We start from the raw sequence: 23,075 nt of genomic DNA on the forward strand, positions 1-23,075 counted from the left end.
AATAACCATGGAAAATAAAATGTTTTGTTATCAATGTCAAGAAACCGCCGGATGTACCGGATGCACCCAAGTAGGTGTTTGCGGCAAAAAGCCGGATGTTGCTGCGATGCAGGATCTGTTGATTTATGTCACCAAAGGCTTATCCGCTGTCACGACTGCGCTGCGTGCACAGGGCGCGGAGATTTCCACTGCAATCAATCACTTGATTACATTAAATCTTTTCATAACGATTACCAACGCCAACTTTGATAAAGAAGCTATCACAGCCCGCATCCGTGCAACGCTGGATGCAAAGCGTGAACTGCTTGCACAGGTAAGGAACGGGGAAACGCTGCCCGAGGCGGCACGCTGGGAAGGGGATGAATCTACATTTGAAGAGAAGGCAGCCGTGGTAGGTGTGCTTTCCACAGAAAATGAAGATGTTCGTTCTTTGCGTGAATTGATTACTTATGGCTTAAAAGGTCTTTCTGCTTATTCCAAACATGCCAATGTTTTGCTTCGGGACGATGGTGAGGTTGACGCTTTTCTTCAGCGCGCCCTGTCTGCTACTTTGGATGACAAGCTTTCTGCAGACGATTTGGTGGCACTAACGCTGGAAACAGGTAAATATGGTGTTTCCGGTATGGCTTTATTGGATGGTGCAAATACTGAAGCATATGGCAATCCTGAGATCACCAAAGTAAACATCGGTGTGGGTTCTCGTCCCGGTATCCTAATTTCTGGGCATGATCTGCGGGATTTGGAAATGCTGCTCAAGCAGACACAGGGAAGCGGCGTAGATGTATATACCCATTCTGAGATGCTGCCCGCACACTATTATCCTGCATTTAAGAATTACCCCAATTTTGTGGGAAATTACGGGAATGCATGGTGGAAGCAGAAAGAAGAATTTGAGTCCTTTAACGGCCCTATTCTCATGACGACCAACTGTATTGTTCCTCCTAAGGATAGCTATAAAGATCGGCTGTATACAACTGGTGCGGCAGGCTTCCCCAGATGTAAGCATATTTCCGGTGCCATTGGAGAGGAAAAGGATTTCACAGAAATCATTGAACATGCAAAACGTTGTGTAGCTCCTACGGAAATCGAAAAGGGAGAAATCATAGGCGGTTTTGCACATAACCAAGTTTTGGCTCTCGCCGATCAAGTGGTGGCAGCTGTGAAAACGGGTGCAATCAAAAAATTTGTGGTTATGGCGGGTTGCGATGGTCGTGCCAAGAGCCGTAATTATTATACCGACTTCGCCAAAGCTTTGCCAAAAGATGCTGTAATTCTTACCGCTGGTTGTGCCAAGTATAAATATAACAAACTGGAGTTGGGTGATATTGGAGGGATTCCTCGGGTGCTGGATGCAGGACAGTGTAACGATTCCTACTCCTTGGCAGTCATTGCACTGAAACTGAAAGAGGTTTTTGGACTGGAGGACATCAATGACCTGCCCATAGTGTACAACATTGCATGGTATGAACAGAAAGCAGTGATTGTACTTCTGGCCTTGTTGCATCTTGGTGTGAAAAATATCCATTTAGGGCCAACACTGCCTGCGTTTTTAAGTCCCAATGTGGCAAAGGTACTGGTAGAGAATTTCGGCATTGCGGGCATTGGCACTGTTGAGGACGACCTAAAGCTGTTCTTTGGCGATGAAAGCACAAGCTTGGCTGTTACAGGCGATATGATTATGGGTGATATTTTACGCAAATATCCTGAAACCGCTCCTGCACTGATGGAGTGTGGCATGCATTGTCTGGGTTGCCCTTCATCCCAGATGGAGACTTTGGCAGATGCATGTATGGTTCATGGTTTAAATGTGAATGATGTGTTAAAAGCTGTAAATGATAAAGTAAGCGGATAATAAAAAGAATGTGGTCATGGGACACTTTGCTGTTCCATGACCACATTTTCAGAAAGGGATGAGCTTATGAGTGCGTTTTTAGGTCCAATTCATTATTGGCTGTATCGTAAGATTCAATTGCAGGAGAGCTTGACGGAAGCCATCCTGTATTCGGTTCTCTCTGAGGAAAAGTGTACTGCCTTGCAAAATAGTTTGGAAGCAAAATGGGGAATTGTAGAACGTGGGCCGTTGGAACAAGTGATAGATAACGGCAACATCCATGGTTGGCTGCAAAGCCAAATCGGCATTGCGGAGAAACGCTTTGCCGCCGCAGTCACAGAAATTTTGCATAACCATCCTACACAAATTGAAAAGCTGAAACAGGCGGCATATCAATTAGGGCAGCAGAATCTATTGCCAGATTCCAATGATGCCATGGGGATCTACCAAGCATTGAATAATGTACTGTTGGAGGGTATGCCCTGTGACCACGTTAATGAAATTTTGGAGCAGAGTGACCAGCATGTTCTGTGGCAGCAGACTGTGGATTTGCATTTATCTTTTTGGGAAGAAGTAGGCGGAAGGATTGAAAACTATTATTTATTACGAGGCGCCTTTATTTTAGGAAGTCTCTCAGGCAGTCGTTTTTCCTTTCAGCAGAAAAATAAGCAATTTCTCATTCAGGAGGTGTAGAAAATGAACTCTATTGATTTAATGGTACAGGAACATGAAAATATTCTTTCCCTTGTGGCGGTAATTCGCAATGCAAGCTGCCGTATTTTGGAGGGTGCCCCTGTAGAAGTGAATGATTTTCGGGATATGATTACCTTTGCACGAACCTATGCGGATCAACATCATCATGGAAAAGAGGAGCAGATTCTATTCCGAGAGATGATGGAGCGGCTGGGACCTGCTGCTGTAAAGCTAATTCAACATGGTATGTTTGTTGAGCATGATATGGGTAGGTTTCACTTAGGCGAACTTGAAAATGCATTAGCGCGCTATGATTCCGCCCCGAATATTCAGGATAAGCTGGAAATTTTAGTAAATGCCGGTGCATGGGCAAATTTGTTGCAACGTCATATTGACAAAGAAAATAACGTGGTTTATACGTTTGCCAGTCGCAGCCTTTCTGATGATATCATGCTGAGCATTGACGGTGAGGTGGAGCGTTTTGAAGAGCAGGCAGAAAAAGAGGGTGTTCAGCAAATTGCTTTAAAATTGCTGAAACAGCTGACGAAAAAGTATTGTTAATTGAAGAAAGCAGGGGCGATAGTATGGGCTGCGAACAATGGAAAGACCAAATTTCAAGTTTTGAACGCATTGATGTTTGCTATTTATAAAGGAATTCTTTCCCAAGACTGCAAAGCCGTGCTGCTGGTTTAAAGCAAAATGATGAATTTACAATTATTCTGGCTTCTGAACCTCGACCCCTTTAAGGTGCAGTAAGCCTCATTTGTATTCGAAAGATTTAGGGAAGCCTCTTCATACGCTTGACTTTGCGTTTGCAATAGAATAGCCTTATGTTGGAAAATAATGGTATTATATGAAAGCGGGAGAAAAAAATGGATACTTTTTTTTTATCGAATACAAATTTGTTTCGTGGCACTACCCCGGAAGAGGTGGCTTCTATGCTGGGTTGCCTTATGGCGGAAGAAAAATACTATCGGAAAGATGAAGTGATTTATCGCACTGGAGATATTGTTCACAAAATTGGAATGGTAATAACCGGAAGTGTTTCTATTGAGAACGATGACATCTGGGGGAATAAAAGTATTTTAGATAAAATTGGCCCTGGTCAAGTATTTGCGGAAACCTATGCCTGTGCCCCGGGAGAACCGTTGATGGTTAGTGCAGTGGCTGCAGAAACTACAGGTATTTTATTTTTGGATGTAGCCAAAACATTGCAGCCGTGTTCTTCCGCTTGTGGACATCACGGAAAACTTATTCGCAACCTCCTGACAATCTCCGCTCAGAAGAACTTAGTTTTATCCCGTCGTATTTTCCATACTTCGGCGAAGTCTATTCGGGGGCGTTTGCTTTCGTATCTTTCTTTCCAAGCGACCCGTGAAGGACAGCGTGAATTTGACATTCCCTTTAATCGTCAGCAATTGGCCGATTACCTAAGTGTAGACCGCAGTGCCCTTTCAAATGAACTAGGTAAAATGCAGCGGGAAGGATTGATAACGGTTCATAGAAACCATTTTTGTATCAAGTCCGATATTAAATGAGATTTTTGCCTGTTGGAACTACACAAGAAATCCAAATCTAGGAGCGCAAAACTAGTTTGTAATAAATGAATTTCTGCGAAAAAAATTAAAATAAACGATGTTATTTATAAAAAGATTTATGAATGTTATTTTGGGTAATAAAATTTTGCATAACTATCTTTAAAACGTTAAAAATAGAGTAAAAGATATTAAAATTTGGAGGTAGCTATGAAAGAAATTATGGAGTTTTTGAAAAAGAATAAGTTTGGAAATCTTGCAACCTGTAACGGAAACAAACCGGACACCCGTCCCTTTGAAGTAGCGCATATTGCAAACGAGGGACTTTTGTTCTATGTGTCTGCGGATACAGAATTAAGTAAACAGTTAAAGGAAAATCCCAATATTTGTTTTTGTGCAACAGATGAAAAATATAACTATGTAAAAATCACAGGTGAAATTTCCTTTAGCAACAAACAAGAAGATAAGGATAAGGTGCTTGAAAACAGTCATTTTGCAAAAAAAGTTTTCGAATCCTGTGGTACAGAGAAAATGGAAGTGTTCTATCTCTCACATGGGCAGGGCATGTTACATCATCACATAGATGATAACATCATAAAAGAAAGCTTTTAATTAGAAGAGAGAAATAATAAGAGGAAGTATATGTTAAAAACATCTATTTTAATTAGAATATTATATTCTAAAGCGAGTAGGTGTTTTTGCTTATATACTAAATATAATAAAAAGTTAAATGAGAAATAGATCACCGGATTTGGTGATTTTTAAGACTACTTTGTATAATTCGTTAACAAGGATACCTACCATGACAGTCTGATTTTTGACAAAATCCTACAGGCAAAAAATGCTGATTATTTGGGATGGACAGATTTTTTTGTTCAAAGCTGTAAAAAGCATGGCATGGAGTGGTATAAACATAATGCAAAGATAGATTCAAAAAAATCTTTTCTGTTGTTTGGTAATATTATTTCACCATTTTAGGATACAATTTTATAAAATAATTAAGAATATGAATAAAATCACTATAAAGTCAAATGATAAAAAAGAAACAACGTTAAGGAGGTTTTAAAATGGGTATTGTTACAACAGCAACAGATAAGTTTCAAGTTTGTATTGATGTTTGTGTGAAATGTACACAGGCTTGCTATGAGTGTTTTGACGCGTGTTTAAAAGAAACTGATCTTAACAAACGAAAAAAATGTGTATCTATTTTAGTGGAATGTGCCATGATGTGCCAAATGTCAGTTGCTTTGATGTCTATGAATAGACAGATAGCCTATGATCAATGTGAGTTGTGCGGAAAAATCTGTGTGAAATGTGCCCAGGAGTGTGCAGAGATGCAAGATGACCATTGCAGAAAGTGTGCAGAAATTTGCAGAACGTGTGCAGATGAATGTATAAAATTAGCATCGACCTAAGTATGATTTTTCATGAAGCAAGGCACCTCATCAATAGGTTCCTTATTTTTGTAAACCCAATAAGCTTCCCTGCTAAGCAGGGAAAATAAAAAAGATTTAACGATGAGAAAATCTCCTATGCTACTATAAATTGAGTCTGCAAGACACAATAGAGCATAGGAGATTTTTATGAATGCAAATAATTTAGTTTATATATCTTGGAAATGCTGATATCAGATTGTTTTTGGTCTGATTTAAAAAGTAAAGGATTTGTGAACAGACGCTGATATGAAATGAAACTCAAAAAATCAAGTTACTGCACCGTGCTGAATTTAAGATATAAAAACACTTGGATTTTATTTTAGAATCCAAGTGTTTTTTTGGTAGCATAAAAGAAAGTTGGAAATTTTTTAGTGTCAAAAGGCATATGAACATAATATGTTTCAGACGGAAGACTAAATTTTTTAAAACCGAAGGGTTTGGGAAAAGTCTTTTTTTCAAAATTTTTTTTTACATCTTCGGTGTCTGGTTGGGGGGATGGACGAGAAGGAGAATGCGAATGAAATGGACTCCCCAGAATACGCTTTGCCCATCCGGGGAGTCAGGGGGTTTCAGCCTTTTGGTCGTAGAGGATCATCTATTTGTTTTTTTTATATTTGAAAAAGCTTGAAGAAGTTGAGTTTTCTTCGAAGGGTGTCAACTTTGTCGACACCCTTAAACAAAATATGATTTTCCTTGTGTACGGTTCTTTGGTATGAAGACAGAGAAGGGGTTATCCGGTGGAGTGAATAATAAGCATTTTTATTATGAAGCCTTTTGTTTTATATAGAAATTAGAATATGGATTCATTGTTTTTTAGAAAGTTTTATATCATCTGTGTTATTGCCGCTTTTTTGTACCTATCATTTCTTTTTGCCATAAAATTTCCATAAAAAAATTTCAAACAAAGTAATTTATCTTACATCAGTTTAGCGGGTTACCAAACTTTGAGATATTCCTCTTTGTTCTATCCCAAGGGGCAGAGAAACCTCTGCATGGAAACCCTTGTCGTCGGCATACAGATTAATTACGCCGTTATAGCGTTCCACGCTTTCCAAAACGGAGGAAATGCCAAGACCAAAGCCGTTTCTCTTGGAGGATAGGTATTTTTCTCCTCTGGTTTTCAGCTCTCCATCAAAGCTATTGTCCACAACAAATTCAAGCTGCCCTTCCTGTGCTCGACCGGCAATAAAAATCGTTTTCGATCCTGTTTTCTGCCGAAGGCAGGCTTCTACAGCATTCTCCAGCAGGTTTCCAAGAAGACCACACAGATCAACAATCGGAAAATTAAGCGTTTCGGGAATCAGGAGCCTTGTGCGGAAGTGGATACTGTTTGCCTGTGCAAGATTGCTATAATATTGCACTAGTGCATCCAGCTCAATGTTGTCAGTAAGACGGCCAAGCCGCATACCTTCGTTGATTTCCGTAATACCACGGATATAGTTTTCCAATTCTTCATAGCGCCCTTCGCTGGCAAGGGTCATTAGGGTGCGGAGATGATGGCGGAAGTCATGGCGTAGTTTGGCAGTTTCATCTACCTTCTGGTTCATCTGCCGAAGATGCTCCACCTGCATAGCCAGCTGGCGTTTCATCTGCCGCTGTTCCTCAGCATAGATAAGGCTGTGACCGTATCCCATGGCTACATCGTACCACAGAACCACGCCTGTTGCGATTACAAGGTTTAAGCTGCCCCATTCCTGAAACCAGCCGCCAAAGACAGGCTCATAGTTTGGTAGAAGGCGATCCCAGACAAAAGCACAGGCATATATAACATCCCCATAGAGCAGAATTGTCGCCTTTTCTATATTTCGACGAACCGCCATTGCGGCAGTGAATAGAAGATAAACGGCGGTAAGCAGCTTGAAGCCGAAAACCAAATTGGAAAAGGCGAGCATCAATGGCAGTGTAAGCTGTGAGGCAGACAATCCATAAAGCAATGCCAGTATGCAGACCAATCCTGCCAAAGCACCGCTGATTATCTGTGCATATTTTTTTGTATCGCAAATGCGGTTGTGGAGAAGGATGACAAGCAGCGTTACCAGATAGCCACTGACCAGCTCTATGGAATACCAGGGCTGGATGGATAACGGCAGGATGCCATGTACTACGGAATAGGAAGTAAACACTGTGCTTGCCAAGCACAGCAGGAAAAAAATCCAGATATTGTTCCTGTGGCGGGTACGAATGGCAAGATAAAAGCTGAATATAGCAAGCATAAGGGTCACCGTGGTCACGATCAAACAAATGCCAATCCGCAGTCCTCGAGTGGTATTTAAATTTAGCGGTTCTCCAAAGGCAGGTGGATAGACAAGGCCGCTGTATATCCATGAGTGGTCACTAACCGCCAGCAGAAGCGTTGTCTTTCCTGAGGCTTCAAAGGTAATCATACGACATTGGGTTTGATTCTGATATTCTAACGAGTCCGGTTCGCCCATCTGCAGCTTCAGCTTATCATCAATGTAAAATTTATAGGCGGAATAGATTTCTGGAAGCTCAATGGTATATGTGTGCACTTCTTCTGGCAGATACAGTGTTAAGGCGTAGCTGGCGCTTCCGTGAGGAGAGCGGCGAGAGTCCCCCATGGCAAAATTGGATTGCGCACCAATGGATAGGTATTGATAATTGTCACCCTGCTGCGTTAAGGTTTCCGGTGTCAGCAAGCGGTCAGCGTAGTAACGCCAGCCGTCTTGTAGATAGCGGATGGGTGTGTTTGCCCAATCTGCCTTTGATACATAAAGCGCGCCGTTAATGGCTTGGGGCGCGGTCTTTGTGTACTTATTGTCAAAGTGGTATAAAGCGAGAAACAGGGCGGAGGATAGGGTGATTATGAAGAGCAGCATCAAAGACCGACGCAATATAAAAGATTTTTTATCCATGGTGTTTCCTCCTAAAATAAGCAATTCCTCCCCCAGCCAACATTAGGCCCATTGATGCAGGAAGTAGCGGCGAAACACTCTTATGTGTTTTCTCTGCATTTGCCAATTCCGAAATCGTGTAAGTTCCTGGCATATCTGCTGCAAAGCACAGAAGCTCGTCATCATAGGAAATGTCTGTGATTTTTTCGCCGGCTTCATTCCCCACGGTTATTTCCGAATTTTCCCACAGTGGCATATATCGAAGACGTAATACTGTTCCCGCTAGTTCCATAACCGATTTGCCGGAGGCCGCTACCGCAAGAAGAATCTCATTGCTTTTCGGCTGGGTCAATGTAACGGTTAGGGTATCTGAATCCGACAGATTCAGCGCCAAAAGCAAACTGCTGGGGATGCTGACCGTTAAATTACCGGAACCAAAAACCACGCTTTCCCCATCTGCGCAGAGATCTTGCAAACGCATGGCGGAAATTTCCGTTTGGGTGGGAGAATAGGATTCAAAAACAGGGGATGCGGGTTCTTGAGATTGGAATACTGTCTCCTGTTGGGTGTCAATTTTGTTTGGAACAGGATTCATCACTGTTAAAGCAGTGCCTGGTTGTTGAAATGCCATACATGTCTCTGTACCCTCCACAGTGCCTTCTGTTTCATGAGAAAAGGCTGCCTGGGAGTACTCCGGTGTCGATTGCGTTGGAGGGACAGGAATTTGGGTCGTCGCTTCCTCTGGAACAGGCGGCGGAACCAATGTCTCTTTAACACTGTTATGACTGCCCTTATTTTGAGGGTTGTTAGGTGTATGGGGAGTGGTTGGGGCCGGCTGGGTGTTTGATCCTGTATCGCTGCCATTAGTGTCACCGCCATCCCGGTCACCTCCGGAATAATCGATTATACTAAGTTCTCCATCAAATTGAAAGGACAGAACACCGGTCTGACCGCCGGGGTAGGTTACCTTAAGTTCATAAGTGCTTCCGCTTATGAAAATCCACTGGGAGAGTTGGAGGCCATCGGAGACAAGCAAGAAGCCATCGCTTAAACTTGACCATTCTCCGTCATCCTGCCGTAGCCATACAGTAAAATCATCTAGCTGTTCTTGTTGCACAGCAGAAATTACCCAGGGAAAATGCAAAAAGCCACGCCCGGCTACGCAACAGTTGATATCCGGTTCACCGGGTGTTTGAATGGAAACGGCGCACAGTTGACGGGGCAGAGAAACACCCTCCGCCAGCGTATATTCTGTTCCAAGGTTTGGGGTTGTTGAAACGTAATATACGCCGACTGTGGAGGTATCAACGGCATCTAAAGACCATGCACCTGATACCAAATCATAGTAATTACCGTCAGCGTCATAGCCTGAAAAGCCTGCAACACAATCGGCAAACCATGAGTCAAGCACCTCCTGGGGCGTATTTACTGCAAACGCCACGGCATCCGTTCGGTAGGGCTCATCAAAGCTGGTCAGGGTGATTGCCCCAGGGGACATAGCAAGCATAGGCGCAACTACCTGTACGGAAATTGACAACGTGCTTTCTAACCCATCTGCCAGTATGGCCCCATGGGGAATGGAAATGCATCCCACAGCGGAGTAGCTACCGGGTGTCTCAGCATCCACTGTGCTGAAATCCCATATCACAGACAATGCAAGAGAAGAGGAAGTGTCATCCTTTTTTGCCGTGCCGGAAATGCCAACGGAATCGAGTGCATTATGTAGCTGTGTGAAGCTGGTATCCTCGCAATCCATTTCAAACGTATCAGTAAAGGCATCTGGAATGGTATAGGAAATGATGCTGTCGGTATAGTCAAAGTCTTGGGGAAGAGAACTATCCTGGGTTTCATCCGGTGTGTCGTTTTCATCTGTATCGGGGGGCTCCTCGGTATCCGTTGGCGTACCTGTATCAGAAGGCGTGATTGTATCTATATTGTCATCCGTATCAGCGTCGCTGTGGGAATCCATAACCGTATCGTTCGTTTCTGTATCAGCAGGAGGTACTTCTGCAAAAACGGAAGGTGCAAGCATTCCGCAAAGCAGTAGGGCGGTTAAAATCAATGCAAGCATTTGTTTCATAGCCTATCCCCCCTAAGTGAACCCACGGAAAGGCTCAAACGCTGTTGTTGTACCTGCCGTTGTAAACGTCGGCTGACCGGTAGCTGCTCCCCGTTTTTTAGGATGAGATAATCGCCGTTAAGCTCCCGTACCTCCTTTAAGTTCACCACAATGCCCTTAAAGCAGGACATAAACTGAGGAAAGTCTGTCAGCAGTTGGGAAAGCTCTGAGAAGCTGCCGGATACTGGTACAAGGCAGTCTTCTAAATGGATACAGGCGGAGCGGTTCTGGAAATCTGCATAATGAATACGGTTTAGGGCGATTTCCAATGGCTGATTTTTTGTGGTAACTGTGATTGCGGGTTCGCTTTGCGATTCTGCAATTTTGCAGTAGTGCAGCGCCCGTGTGAGCTTTTCTAACGTGGCAGGCTTTATAATGTAATCCGCAGCCCGAACATCGTAGCTTTTCACACCGAATTCTGAGCTGGTGGTAAGAAAAATTAGGTTGACATTCTCGTCCAGCTGCCGTAGCTTTAAGGCGCAGTCCACGCCGTTTTCATTGTTCAGAAAAATATCCATAAAAACAACATCGAAGCTGCCTGGTATGTAATTACAAAGCAGCTCTTTGCTGCTGTGAAATTCTTTGATTTGTACCGTTTTCTGCTGTTCCACTTCATATTGCTTCAAAAGGCTACGGAGCATTTCACATTCAGTAGCCATATCGTCTACGATTGCCGCATTCATTTGAAATCCCTCCTTTGAATATATAAATCTATTTCATATTATAACATAAATTTTGGAAAACTGTAACCGCTTGTGCAGATTTTCGACCGCTTGTGCAAAACGCCTAGAAATTTCTTTGAAAAAGTGCTACGTTAATCACAATGGAATTTCCATATTTTGAGAAAGAAGTATTGAAACAATTAGGGAAACACTGGGAAATTTTGTGTGCACAGCCCTTAAGATTTTTTTGACTATCTGCGCGCCCTCCATGAAATCAGCATTTCCCTAAGAATTACATTTTTGATAAGGAAAGGAGGCGGTCGTGTGAATGTTGCAGTATGCGCGGCGTTTCTGGAGGAGGATGTTTGGGAAGGCCGTCTGATAGAGGCAGCTTCCCCACAAAGGTTTGATATTACGGAGTGTAATAGCGCACGGGCACTTTTGTCTATGCTGGAATTAAAGCCGTTCTCCCTTCTGGTTGTGGCGTTAAACGGCGTGGCGGGACTGGATGCGGTGCGGCAGCTTCGCCAAAAAGTACCAGATGTGCCAATCCTATGGATTTCCGATGAAGATTACAGCTTATTTGGCTATCAATATCGTGTAACCTGTTTTCTGCAAAGACCCGTATCTGATATGGAGTTGAGGGAGGCAGTGACAGGATGCTTACAGCTAAGAAAGGAGGAAATGAAAGAATGACAAAAATGATTGCACTTTGCGGTGTTGGTGAAAAAATATCCCACATACTGGAGCAATATAGGGGATTTCGTATTTTACGATTTTTCGATGAACGGGAACGGCGTGGAGATGTAAAGCTGGCGTATTTTATGCGGAATGACCCCTCAGTGGCTCTTGCCATTGTGGGCTATTCTGGGGCAGAGGGGCTTGCCGCCTGTGATTATTTGCGAACGCAAGACAGCACATTGCCTATCCTGTGGCTGTGTGACCGCAGGGAATTTGAGCCCGAAGCAAGGCGCCTTGGTGTAAATTTTTATGGCACAGGCCCGCCAAATTGGGAGCCGACCATACCTCTTATTCTAAAACAATGTATATAAGAAATTTTAAGGAGGAACAACATGAAAAAACGATTTTTTAGCATTTTGCTATGCTTTTGCATGGTGCTGGGGCTGTTGCCTGCAACGGCATTGGCGACGGATGGACCTGACTTTTCAAATTTGAACGAAGGTGAGACTGTCACCATTGACGGCACTGATTACACCTATAAGGGAGATGGTGGTGGCGGCGGTGGCATCGAAATGATCACTGGTATCGAGAAAAGTTATATGGCTTTACAGGAAGCCTACTGTTGGAAGGCGGGCGACGGCTATGTGCTGTATACCCCAACGTTGGGAAGCGTTGACTATAGAAGCGTAGACGTGACAACCTCTGCCGTGGTGACACTGCATAATGCAGAAATCACTTCTGATGCTTATGCGCTGAAGTTGCCAGATAATCAGCCTAGTGCAACCAACTTTCCTGTTGACGTCACTGTAAAGGTGGAGGGCGAAAACAGATTGAGCACAAGCAACGGAAATTATTGTGTCCTGGTTCACCAGGCTGGCGACATCACCTTTATGGGCGAAGGCACGCTGAGGCTAGAGAATACTGAGACAAATGCAAACGATAATTTTTATAACTCAAATGGTGTTGTCACCATCCAGGGCGGTACGCAGGTCGCAATCAGCGGTGGCAGGAGTAGAATTGTGGGCAATCTCATTATTACCGACAGTGATTCCAAGCTGACCATTGCCAGCGGCACAACGCTTAGTATGGGTTCGGTTGGCGGAAGCGCAGAACCTAATGTGTCCACGGTTACGGTGGAAAACGGTGCCGTTTTGGAGAATAACGGCACGCTAAACATGAATCGAAAAACCAAGGATCAGCCCGGTATTTTTGGCGAGATTTCTGGGGGCGGCGGAATCCAATTTGATTATGGCACCCTTTATTGCCTTGTGGATGGGGAATTCATCCCTTATGGCGGTGACATAAAGGAAAGCGGTCTGGACTTGTCAAGCAGTCAACCCACAGAAGTGACACGCTATAAGGCAGGGAACGGCTATGCACTGTTCACCCCCGCAGAGGGCGGAGCAAAGGCAAAGCTGGAGTTGAATAACGCAACCATCAACACGACGGATGCTACCGCTTTGAATTTATTGACAGCAGAACCCGTTGACATTACTGTCACTGGAAATAATTCATTGACGGCAGGGGGCAGCAAAGATGTCATTTATACCAACGGGCAGGCATTGTCCGTCACAGGCGAGGGCAATTTGAACCTTGCGGGTTCATATTATGGCGTTAATGTCAACGGTATGGGTGCGGTCAGCATAAGCATTGATGGTAACCTGACCTTTGATACTGCATCTCAGCCGATTTCCACTGCTGAGGATGTCACTGTTTCGGCAAAGAGCATTACGTCGAATTCGGGCTATCCTTTCTATTCTGGTGGCACGGTGTCTCTCACCGCCACGGACGGAGATATTGTGTTTGATGATACAGGAAAGACATATAAACAAGAAAAAATAGTGGGGACAAATGACATTACCCTAAATGCACCAAGTGGCAAAATTGACATTACTCATGGCGGTGGCGGTTATGCCCTAAATAGCACTTCTGGAACCATCACTGTGACTGCGCAGAATGATGTAATTATTAACGCAAGCAATGGCGGCAGTATCAACAGTGGTAAGAGTGATACTTCCGACGTGGTATCAGTTAATTCAACAAATGGAAGTATCCAAATGAGCTGTGGTGATTCTTATGAATGCGTTAAATCCTCCGGTGGGGTGGCATTGACAGCAGCCAAGGATATTACGCTCAACGGCACTGGTATGGCATCCGTTGCAATTCATTCATCCAATCAAAATGTCAGCATCACCGCTGGGAGCAAGCTAACCTCCACCAGTGCCTATGGTTTTAAGGTGGGAACACTGACCATTCAGGCAAATGAGGTGTCCATTGCAGGCACTATCCAAGATGGCATTCTGGCAAGTAGCGTGAGCATCACAAACACGGATGGCACGGATAACTGCAAGAGTGTTTCCATCACTGGAACCAGTGGCAGCGATAGCTGGGCGGCAATCAATTCCTCCAATGTGAATATCAAGGCGGATGATGTGCTGATTTGCGGAAATAACAAGGCGAAGGCAATCATCGCTCCAAATGACCAAGGCACGGTTACCATTGGGGATGCAGGCATGATTATCGGTGCAGTTTCCATTAGTGGCGCAAACGCAATCGATTCCAGAATTTTGTGCATAGAAAGCACTGGGACGGATGCCTCCACTGGATTGGATTTGTCTACTCCTCCTACTGTAACTACCTATTATAAGGCAGGAGACGGCTATGCGCTGTTCACCCCTGCAAATGGCGAAACAAAGGCAACGCTAACCTTACACAATGCCAGCATTACTTCTTCCAGCGCAACCCCTCTTGATTTGGGCGCAGAAACGGTGATCAAGCTGGAAGGGACGAACAGTATTACTAACAGCAACGAGACCAATGGCAGCGTAGGCATCAGCGCGATTTCAAGCAGCAGCGGTATAGCGCAGCCAGTGACCATTCAAGGCGGCAGCGACGATTCTCTGACTGTTTCCGCATGGCAGTGCACCAGAATGGGCGCACTAACCATCGACGGCTGTAGTGTTACCATGGATGGCGAGTGTTACGGCATCAATACAGAGGGAAATGTGATTCTCAAAAATGGCGCAAAGGTATCCGCTAGCGGTGGAGATTTTGGTGATGCAGTTCATCTTGCGGATCTCACAGAAACAGAACAATATAGCCTGACTGTCAGCGAGGGCAGCGCCCTGACCGTCGAGGAGAGTAGTGCTTTGATTACGGGCGACCTTACCATCAGCGGTTCAAAGGTGACAATAAATAGCGGTGTAGAGGCAATGGTTTTAGGCGCTGTTAATGTGGAAAACAGTGGCGTGCTGGAGAATAATGGTATATGGCAAATGAAGCTGGGCACAACGGTCGAGCAGATTAAGGCACTGAAACTGACAGGCAACGGTGTAGTACGGGTATATACAAATGAAGACGATCCTCCTACTTTCGATACCTACACCAACGAAGGTGATTCAGTGAAAGAAATAAGTGGCGGTCTTGACTTGACCACTGGCGGTGGCAGCGGCACAACCGTTGCGGCGGACGGCTACGAATGGAATGACACGAGCAATACACTGACCCTTGGGGATATCATCGTGAGTGGCGATTTGACTGTGCCCGACGGCACAACCATTAACACCACTTCAAGCAGCACCATCATTGGCGATATCGGTGGAGCTAGTGGTTCTCAAACGAACCTTATATTTACCGGCTCAGCACCCCTTATCATCAACGGCAGCATTAGCTTAGATGAAACCGGTGATTCTGTTACCGTTCAGGACGGGGTAGACATCACAGTAAACGGAAGCTTGTCGGCCGTAGTAGATAGTACGTTGAACGTTATAGGCTCTGGCACGACGTTAAACCTTTTCTCCCAGGAGCGCTATGCAGTTTTGTGCGACGGAGTAAATGTGGGTAATGGAGCTACTTTAAACGTTACCTCACGGGGTACTGGCTCAGTGGGAATAGCAACCAATGGAAACGTCAACGTTACAGGCGGTTCAACGCTTAGTGCAGGCTGTGATTACGGCGTATATATCATTGATGGTACACTCACAGTAGATAGCAGTAGTAAGCTTGTAACAAATGGTTCAGTTGCTCCCTTCTGTGTTGTAGATAAATCTTCCAGTAAGGGGCAGGAAGATACTGTAAATATTCCTGACAAAATGCTTCCACAAGGAACAGGAATTTCATCCATAAAAGGAATCTCTGTGTTTAGCGAGAAAAAATATACCTACTGGAGCTTAATAAAAGATGAAGCTTTGGGCGTAACGGGTGAAACTGCAATGGGATTGGCTACCTTAACAGGTGCTGCAAAAGGTGAATTGACCTTCAAGAAGGCTAAAAAGAGCAGCTCCGGCAGTAGTGGCGGTGGTGTAAGCATAACTCGTACACTCACCTTTGATACAAACGGTGGTTCTGACATTGCCAGTGTTACGAAAACCAACGGCGCAGTGGTTGATTTGAAGGACTACAAACCCACGCGTGAAGGCTATACCTTTGCAGGCTGGTATTCCGACAAAGCATTAACCAAGAAAATTACCAGTGAAACCCTGGCAGCAAGCACAACGGTTTATGCAAAATGGATTGAAAATGTAGGTGAAACCACTGAATCCGAAGAAACCAAAGAAAAGAAAGAAACAAAAAAATCTTTTACCGATGTAAAAGACAGCGACTATTATTATGATGCAGTGCAATGGGCAGTGGAAAACGGTGTGACGAGCGGTACTACCGACACCACCTTTGATCCTAGCAGCATTTGCACCAGAGCACAAATGGTTACCTTCTTGTGGCGTGCTATGGGTTCTCCCGAACCAACGGCTGCAAATTGTGCATTCAACGACGTTTCCAAGGATACTTATTACTATAAGGCTGTCCTTTGGGCAGTGGAAAACAATATCACCGCAGGCGCAACTACGTCCACCTTTGAACCAAATGCAACTGTAACACGTGGACAGACGGGTACCTTCTTGTGGCGTGGGGCAGGAAAGCCAACGGCTACCATTGCAAACCCTTATACTGATGTTGCCAAGGGAGCATACAATTATGATGCTATCCTTTGGGCGGCTGAAAATGGCATTACACAGGGCACTGGCGCAACAACTTTTAGTCCTGAGGAGCCATGCACCCGTGGACAAATTGTAACATTTTTGTTAAAATATACAAAAAATTAAAAACGTCATAAAAAATTTTAGGAGGTACAACATGAAAAAAAGATTTTTTAGTATTTTGCTAAGCTTTTGCATGGTGCTGGGGCTGTTGCCCGTAATGGCTTTTGCAGCGGACCCCGAAGTTACCATCGGCACGACTACTTTAGCGGACGGTATGTATTATACCATCATCACTGGTGATGATGATGGTTTTGCCCTCGTGGTAGAAACCACCGATGAACCGCCGACGGATACACCATACCTTTCTTTTAGTGATGGCGTTCTCACCGTATCGGGTGATGTCAGCTTAACCAGTGGAGGCCCAAATCCTCTTAGTATCAGCAATGGCGAATTGGTTATTGCTGGTTCTGGTAGCTTGAGCCTAAGCAGTAGTATTGGACCGGCAGTGAATATGAACAATAGTTCACTTTCATTATCCGAAAGTGTGGATTTCAGTGCTGAACAAACCTCCACCAACCCTATACCTGCAATCACGAATGGTTCCGTGGAAACGGAAGAGGGGTATTCAGGTAACATTACCATTTCATCGACCGCAAGCAGCGCTTTATTTGAAACGCTTGTAAATCTTCAAACCAGTGGTGATATTTCTATTTCAGGTGGCGGTTTTGTGTCTGTAATAGCTACTTCTGGTACAGTTACACTAGAGGGCGAATCCGTCAGTGTAAGCAGTCGTACCAATAATGGAATGTTAGTTGACGCTGTTTCAAATCCAGAAAATACTGATGAAACCGCAATTTCCATTACTGCCACAAAGAGTGATTTATCTTTGACAGGGGCAAGCGACACTCCGCTGCTGGCTGCCCACAATATCACCCTTTCTGCCAATGGCAATATTCAGGTTGAAAACACTGGGAATGTCACTAACAGTAGTGCTATCTACGGTAACCTTACGGTAACAAAGGCGCAGGATGTCACTGTCTCAAGTTCCAAGGCGCAAGCGATAACCGGTACTGCAAATATCACAGCAACTGGGGATGTAGCTATTTCTAGCACCAATAATTATGCAGTCGGTGGGCTGACGGTGAATGGGGCAAATGATGTCACCGTAATAGCCAATGAGTCTCCGGCACCTGCTATTTGTGCTAATGCTGCTGATGTTGCGATCAACGCCAGTGGCAATATCAATATTGAAAACACTGGCGATGGTATGGCGATTGCCGCTGTCAATGTATCTATTGATACAACGGGTGGCAGTATTTCTATTTTGAGTGAAGGCGAAGCTCCTGTTATTAACGCCAATACGGCGGTTACGCTGAAAGCGAAAGGTAATATAGAGGTAACAGGATCAAATAGCGTAGCGGCAATCTATGGAGAAGGCGTTACCCCAACGTTAATCTCTGAAAGAGGTGTCGTTAAGCTAACTGACAAAAATGGCAACAGTACGAGCATTACCCTTGCTGATGGCAGTACAATTTCCGCAGCAGATGGTGGGGATGCATCTGCCGGTTTGGATTTAGTCACCGCCACTCCTGTCGTGGATACCTATTATCCAGCAGGAAATGGCTATGCCCTGTGGAAGGACGTTACTGGTAACGCAACAGATGGCTACACCGGCACACTGGTTCTTCATAACGCCACCATTGAAAATACAACGGAGCTTATAGGTGGCGTCGGAATTGGAGCAGAACAAATGGGCATTGCCCTGCCGAAAGGAAGCATCACCCTTCAGGTAGAGGATGAAAATAATATCAGCTCCAAACACGGCTATGGTATAGGTGTTAAGGTTGGAAATATTATTCTGTCTGGTGACGGCACCTTGAACGCTAGCGGTGGAAAAGAGGGTATCATTCTTGATACAGGCTATACACTCTCCTTTGGAAATAGTGATGTAAAGTTGAATGGTATCGTAACAATTTCTGATGAGGGTGCTTCTGCCCGCACTGTTTATGGTGATGTAACCGTTCCAAGTGGATTATATCTGACTGGAGATGTTACAATCGCCACAGGTGCAACGCTGACCATCCCCGAGGGAACTAGCCTTTCCCTCGAAAATACAAATTCCGTGACAAACAACGGGCAAATTATCAACAATGGTGAAATCCAACTGCCCTATAGCTACAATGTAGCGCAAATTCAGGCTCTGCATATCAGCGGCAGCGGCAAGATAAGGCTTTACGATTCAGTGAATAACTCTTATTATATTTATATTGACAATAACATTTATTTGGATGCGGGTCCATCGGGCAGTAATACGTTTACTCTTCTTCTTCCCGATGAACCAGCATACATGGATGTAAATGATGGCTATCTTACTGTCGCACCTGCAGTTGGCGAAACCCCTGCAACATTAAACTTGCATGATGTAGTTTTGACTTCTCTCACCCTGCCAAATGCGCCTCTTGTGCTATCCCTAGAGGGAGAGAATGAGATCTTTCAAATAAAAGCATACAATGCAATTACAGTTACTGGCAGTGGCTCGCTGGATACATATCTTTTTGAAAATGATGATGCTACTGCTGCACTGACAGTAAACAGTGGGGCAAAATTAAACACAAGATATGAGACTGTGGATGCTGGTGTTACCACCACCACCATTTATGGCAGCTTTACGGTCAGTGATTATTACGGACTCATCGTCAGTCCAACTGCGAAGGTGGTATTGACCTCTGGAGCGGTTTTAACACTGGCAGAAGAAGGATATCTGGAATTTAAACAAAATGCATTCCACAGTGACTTGACCATCGGTACTGGTGCATCTATCGTGAATAATACCTATATCATCCTGCCAGAAGGTACAACGGTGGCACAGATTCAGGCATTGCCTCTTTCCGGTACCGGTGTTGTACGAGTGGCAACGGCGTATAGCGCAGAAGGATGGGCTAATGCGTGGGATTCCTACACAAACGATGGTGTTGCGGTGAAAGAAATCATCGGCGATCTTGACTTGAGTGTTGGCGGCCACAGCAATGCAACTGTTGCTGACGACGGCTACGCATGGGATGATGTCACCAATACACTGACACTTGGTGATGTCGTTGTGAGTGGCGGTTTAACCTTGCCCAATAACACAACCATCAACACTACTTCAGGCAGCACCATCAGCGGCAATATCAGTGGAGCTAGCGGTAACTATGCACACATTGTATTTAGCGGTTCAGCGCCCCTTAACATTAACGGTATTATCGCTTTAGGGGCAAATGGTGATTCGGTTACCGTTCAAGATGGTGCACAAGTCACGGTAAATGGGGTCTTCTCTCTGGGCGTTTACGATGGCATCTTGAATGTAAGTGGTTCTGGCACGGTGCTAAACCTTTCCGCCCAACAGGGCTATGCAGTTTTGTGCGGCGAAGTAAATGTGGGAAATGGCGCTTCTTTAAATGTAGGATCACAAGGTGATGGCTCAAGGGGAATAGAAGCCCATGGAAATGTCAATGTTACAGGCGGTTCAACACTGACCGCAGGTTGTGATTATGGTGTATATATTATTGATGGTACACTCACAGTAGACAGTAGCAGTAAACTGATTACAAACGGCACAGTTGCGCCTTTCTGTGTTGTTGATACATCTTCTAACAAAGAACAGAACGAAGTAATTAATCTTCCGGGCTTGCCAAGCGGAACAAAAATAACATCCGAGCAGGGCAATGACTTAGGTTTTGGTTATACCTACTGGAGTCTTGTACCCACAAACGGCAGTTTAAGCGTAACAAATGAAGATCCTTCGCCTGCTAACTTAATAGGCGCCGTAAAAGGATTGCTGACCTTCAAGAAAGCAAGCAGTAATTCCGGTGGCAGTAGCGGCGGTGGCGGTGGTGTAAGCCTTACTCGCACCCTCACCTTTAAGACAAACGGCGGTTCTGACATTGCCAGTGTTACTAAAACCAACGGCGTAGTGGTTGATTTGAAGGACTACAAACCCACTCGTGAAGGCTATACCTTTGCAGGATGGTACTCCGATGAAGCATTAACCAAGAAAATCACTAGCGTAACGCTGACAGCAAGTACCACGGTTTATGCAAAATGGACTGAATTAACGGAAAAAACAGAAGAAACGAAAGAAACTAAAAATCCTTTTACTGATGTAAAAGACAGCGACTATTTTTATGATGCGGTACAATGGGCAGTGGAAAAGGATATTACTAGTGGTACCACCAGTAGCACCTTTGGTCCCAGCATGATTTGTACTAGAGCACAAATGGTTACCTTCTTGTGGCGTGCTATGGGTTCTCCCGAACCTACCGCTGCAAATTGCTCCTTTACCGATGTTTCCAAGGATGCTTATTACTATAAAGCAGTTCTTTGGGCAGTGGAAAAAGGCATTACCGCAGGAACAACTGCAACAACCTTTAGCCCCAATGCAACCGTAACCCGTGGACAGACGGTTACCTTCTTGTGGCGTGGGGCAGGCAAGCCAATGGCAAGCATTACAAATCCTTATACGGATGTTGCCAAGGATGCGTACAATTATGATGCAATTCTTTGGGCGGCTGAAAAGGGTATCACGCAGGGTACTACCTCAACCACCTTTAGTCCTGACACACCCTGTACCCGTGGGCAGATTGTTTCGTTTCTGTATCGGTATATGGGAAAATGATAAAACCATAAGATAAAATAAACCAAAACAAATATTAAGTATCTTGCTTTGTATTTGTATGGGGATAAGATTACTGCCGGGCATTATAGTGTCCGGCAGTAGCTGTATCACCCTGCTTCATATTGTGGACAGTACGCTCCCCGTCCGCCACAGACCACCTGTCATGGCATCTGCTTTTGAAATCCCGTATGCAGACGTTGCTGAGGAGATTGGTTACACATTGTGCTATAATAAGCTTGGCAGTAAAAAATGCAAAGAGCCTTCCCACTATTCTAAGGGTAGGTTCTTTGTCATAAGAGGATCTAACGAAACAACTTTGGAGGAAATGCCTTTTTCTTGCCAATTAAATTAGCGTTTATAAGGAGAAGCATAAAAATACATATCAGCATATATTTACAATTTGTTGTTCATATGATATACTGACATTAGATTCTATATAAAAGATTGACGTTCTGTAGAGCGGAACGTTATTTATTTTCGGAGGAGTTATGTTGATTAATAATTATAAACCAAAGTATCCTGTGCAAACATTGGAAAAATCCATTGACATATTGCTGTGTCTAAAAGAATCTGTGTCTCCCGAAGGTATGAGTATTGCGGAGATTAATGAAAAATTGGATTTGGGCAAAAGTGTAATTCACAGAATATTGGACACGTTATATGCTTATCGTTTTGTAGAAAAAACCAGTGAAGGCTACAGATTGGGATGGGGACTTTATGATATTGCCCAGATGATTCCTGAAAATCATTATTTAAGTGAAACAAGCTACAAGAAAATTATGGAAAGATTATGCAGTCATTTTAAGGAAACCGTAAATCTTGGTGTTTACAGCAATGGGGAAGTTGTAATAATATGCAAGATTGAGCCTGACCGTCGTTTGCGTTCCAGCGTTTCAGTGGGGGAAAGAGAACCTTTGTATGCAACTGCATTAGGAAAGCAATTTCTTGCCTCTTTAACAAAAGAAGAAGTAAAAACTTATTTTGAGTCATTTCAGTTAGAGAAACTAACGGAGCGAACAATTGTTAATCTAGAGGAGATGTATGTTGAATTAAGGAAAGTGAAAACCCAAGGGTATGCTTTTGATGACGAGGAATTCTGTGATGGATTAATCTGTACAGCGGCACCTGTGTATGATTTTCAAGGCAAGATTGCGGCAGCAATGAGTATAAGTGTTCCGAAAGGTCGTTATACAGAAGAAAAAAAGGAAGAGATCATAAAAGAGTTAAAAGAGGCTGCTATGGAGTTGTCTGATTTTTTAGGATATCAAGGGATATAAAGATGTGAATTTCTGAAATATTAAATGAAGTTTTAACTTTGTGGTATCGCAAAGTATAAATGAGTACTCCCAAAAGTTATGTAAATAACTTAAGGGAGTATTTTTTTACCCCCAATAATAGTTTTAGCGATAGAGTTTGATAATGTTACTTTAAAAGGAAGGGCTTTACTACGGTTGATTCAAAAGGTTAGGTCGTTTTATACAGAGCTTATCAATAGGAATTTGTTTTTCTAAAAAGATTTGAACTTGCTATATTATGAGAATGAATTCAATCGCCTTTGTGATAATTTTCAAAGCGTGGAAAGGGCGATTTTACCAATAATTACAGGGATACAAATAAATTTTGCTTTTGAAAAAAA

At 43.9% G+C, this 23,075-nt stretch carries 15 protein-coding genes; 12 read left to right on the forward strand and 3 right to left on the reverse strand.

What is annotated here, in order from left to right:
* The first annotated feature begins 7 nt into the window (after window positions 1-7).
* The 6 genes from hcp to CLNEO_RS07675 all read left to right on the forward strand — a co-directional run bounded on the left by hcp (window position 8) and on the right by CLNEO_RS07675 (window position 5,474).
* On the forward strand, window positions 8-1,852 hold the full coding sequence (hcp, locus tag CLNEO_RS07650) for a hydroxylamine reductase (RefSeq protein ID WP_066086863.1): 1,845 nt from the start codon (window positions 8-10) through the stop codon (window positions 1,850-1,852).
* A gap of 66 nt (window positions 1,853-1,918) precedes the next feature.
* On the forward strand, window positions 1,919-2,524 hold the full coding sequence (locus CLNEO_RS07655; RefSeq protein WP_066086867.1) for a hypothetical protein: 606 nt from the start codon (window positions 1,919-1,921) through the stop codon (window positions 2,522-2,524).
* A 3-nt stretch (window positions 2,525-2,527) separates the two neighbouring features.
* Window positions 2,528-3,085 (forward strand): hemerythrin domain-containing protein, encoded by a 558-nt coding sequence (locus CLNEO_RS07660; protein WP_066086870.1) that lies wholly within the window; start codon window positions 2,528-2,530, stop codon window positions 3,083-3,085.
* Window positions 3,086-3,396: 311 nt separating this feature from the next.
* A complete protein-coding gene (locus CLNEO_RS07665; protein WP_066086874.1) occupies window positions 3,397-4,062 on the forward strand; it encodes a Crp/Fnr family transcriptional regulator in 666 nt (221 codons plus the stop codon).
* A gap of 207 nt (window positions 4,063-4,269) precedes the next feature.
* Window positions 4,270-4,671, forward strand: a complete 402-nt coding sequence (locus CLNEO_RS07670; protein ID WP_066086876.1) for a pyridoxamine 5'-phosphate oxidase family protein — start codon at window positions 4,270-4,272, stop codon at window positions 4,669-4,671.
* Window positions 4,672-5,126: 455 nt separating this feature from the next.
* Window positions 5,127-5,474 (forward strand): four-helix bundle copper-binding protein, encoded by a 348-nt coding sequence (locus CLNEO_RS07675; protein WP_066086878.1) that lies wholly within the window; start codon window positions 5,127-5,129, stop codon window positions 5,472-5,474.
* Between the two features lie 947 nt (window positions 5,475-6,421).
* Here the strand turns inward: CLNEO_RS07675 and CLNEO_RS07680 are convergent.
* Genes CLNEO_RS07680 through CLNEO_RS07690 form a run of 3 tightly spaced genes read right to left on the reverse strand, consistent with a single transcriptional unit; the run spans window position 6,422 to window position 11,149 of the window.
* Window positions 6,422-8,368: a sensor histidine kinase gene (locus tag CLNEO_RS07680; protein ID WP_066086880.1), complete on the reverse strand. Its 1,947-nt coding sequence runs from the start codon at window positions 8,366-8,368 to the stop codon at window positions 6,422-6,424.
* On the reverse strand, window positions 8,361-10,427 hold the full coding sequence (locus CLNEO_RS07685; RefSeq protein WP_066086882.1) for a peptidase: 2,067 nt from the start codon (window positions 10,425-10,427) through the stop codon (window positions 8,361-8,363). The genes CLNEO_RS07680 and CLNEO_RS07685 overlap by 8 nt, the downstream gene beginning before the upstream one ends.
* The gene (locus tag CLNEO_RS07690) at window positions 10,424-11,149 is read right to left on the reverse strand and encodes a LytR/AlgR family response regulator transcription factor (protein WP_066086885.1); all 726 of its coding nucleotides are present in this window, start codon (window positions 11,147-11,149) and stop codon (window positions 10,424-10,426) included. Before CLNEO_RS07690 ends, CLNEO_RS07685 begins: the two co-directional genes overlap by 4 nt.
* Window positions 11,150-11,452: 303 nt before the next feature.
* Here CLNEO_RS07690 and CLNEO_RS07695 point away from each other — a divergent pair, with 303 nt between their 5' ends.
* The 6 genes from CLNEO_RS07695 (at window position 11,453) to CLNEO_RS07715 (ending at window position 22,716) form a co-directional block, all read left to right on the forward strand.
* Window positions 11,453-11,824, forward strand: a complete 372-nt coding sequence (locus CLNEO_RS07695; RefSeq protein ID WP_066086888.1) for a response regulator — start codon at window positions 11,453-11,455, stop codon at window positions 11,822-11,824.
* Window positions 11,821-12,180, forward strand: coding sequence for a response regulator (locus CLNEO_RS07700; protein WP_066086890.1), 360 nt, complete (start codon window positions 11,821-11,823; stop codon window positions 12,178-12,180). The genes CLNEO_RS07695 and CLNEO_RS07700 overlap by 4 nt, the downstream gene beginning before the upstream one ends.
* A 21-nt stretch (window positions 12,181-12,201) precedes the next feature.
* Window positions 12,202-16,908 carry an S-layer homology domain-containing protein gene (locus tag CLNEO_RS07705; protein WP_066086892.1) on the forward strand — a complete coding sequence of 1,569 codons (4,707 nt, stop codon included), beginning with the start codon at window positions 12,202-12,204 and terminating at the stop codon, window positions 16,906-16,908.
* Between the two features lie 31 nt (window positions 16,909-16,939).
* Window positions 16,940-21,439 carry an S-layer homology domain-containing protein gene (locus CLNEO_RS07710; protein WP_066086894.1) on the forward strand — a complete coding sequence of 1,500 codons (4,500 nt, stop codon included), beginning with the start codon at window positions 16,940-16,942 and terminating at the stop codon, window positions 21,437-21,439.
* Window positions 21,440-21,497: 58 nt separating this feature from the next.
* The gene (locus tag CLNEO_RS15770) at window positions 21,498-21,791 is read left to right on the forward strand and encodes a hypothetical protein (protein ID WP_157723509.1); all 294 of its coding nucleotides are present in this window, start codon (window positions 21,498-21,500) and stop codon (window positions 21,789-21,791) included.
* A gap of 136 nt (window positions 21,792-21,927) precedes the next feature.
* On the forward strand, window positions 21,928-22,716 hold the full coding sequence (locus tag CLNEO_RS07715; RefSeq protein ID WP_066086896.1) for an IclR family transcriptional regulator: 789 nt from the start codon (window positions 21,928-21,930) through the stop codon (window positions 22,714-22,716).
* Window positions 22,717-23,075 lie beyond the last annotated feature (359 nt).

Source organism: Anaerotignum neopropionicum (assembly GCF_001571775.1).
Taxonomy (GTDB): Bacteria; Bacillota; Clostridia; order Lachnospirales; family Anaerotignaceae; genus Chakrabartyella; species Chakrabartyella neopropionicum.

Coding starts and splice junctions, on each gene's coding strand:
- CLNEO_RS07715 (WP_066086896.1), top strand. CDS start 21,928: ATGTTGATTAATAATTATAAACCAAAGTATCCTGTGCAAACATTGGAA.
- CLNEO_RS07680 (WP_066086880.1), bottom strand. CDS start 8,368: ATGGATAAAAAATCTTTTATATTGCGTCGGTCTTTGATGCTGCTCTTC.
- CLNEO_RS15770 (WP_157723509.1), top strand. CDS start 21,498: ATGGGGATAAGATTACTGCCGGGCATTATAGTGTCCGGCAGTAGCTGT.
- CLNEO_RS07710 (WP_066086894.1), top strand. CDS start 16,940: ATGAAAAAAAGATTTTTTAGTATTTTGCTAAGCTTTTGCATGGTGCTG.
- CLNEO_RS07700 (WP_066086890.1), top strand. CDS start 11,821: ATGACAAAAATGATTGCACTTTGCGGTGTTGGTGAAAAAATATCCCAC.
- CLNEO_RS07685 (WP_066086882.1), bottom strand. CDS start 10,427: ATGAAACAAATGCTTGCATTGATTTTAACCGCCCTACTGCTTTGCGGA.
- CLNEO_RS07690 (WP_066086885.1), bottom strand. CDS start 11,149: ATGAATGCGGCAATCGTAGACGATATGGCTACTGAATGTGAAATGCTC.
- hcp (WP_066086863.1), top strand. CDS start 8: ATGGAAAATAAAATGTTTTGTTATCAATGTCAAGAAACCGCCGGATGT.
- CLNEO_RS07670 (WP_066086876.1), top strand. CDS start 4,270: ATGAAAGAAATTATGGAGTTTTTGAAAAAGAATAAGTTTGGAAATCTT.
- CLNEO_RS07675 (WP_066086878.1), top strand. CDS start 5,127: ATGGGTATTGTTACAACAGCAACAGATAAGTTTCAAGTTTGTATTGAT.
- CLNEO_RS07665 (WP_066086874.1), top strand. CDS start 3,397: ATGGATACTTTTTTTTTATCGAATACAAATTTGTTTCGTGGCACTACC.
- CLNEO_RS07705 (WP_066086892.1), top strand. CDS start 12,202: ATGAAAAAACGATTTTTTAGCATTTTGCTATGCTTTTGCATGGTGCTG.
- CLNEO_RS07655 (WP_066086867.1), top strand. CDS start 1,919: ATGAGTGCGTTTTTAGGTCCAATTCATTATTGGCTGTATCGTAAGATT.
- CLNEO_RS07660 (WP_066086870.1), top strand. CDS start 2,528: ATGAACTCTATTGATTTAATGGTACAGGAACATGAAAATATTCTTTCC.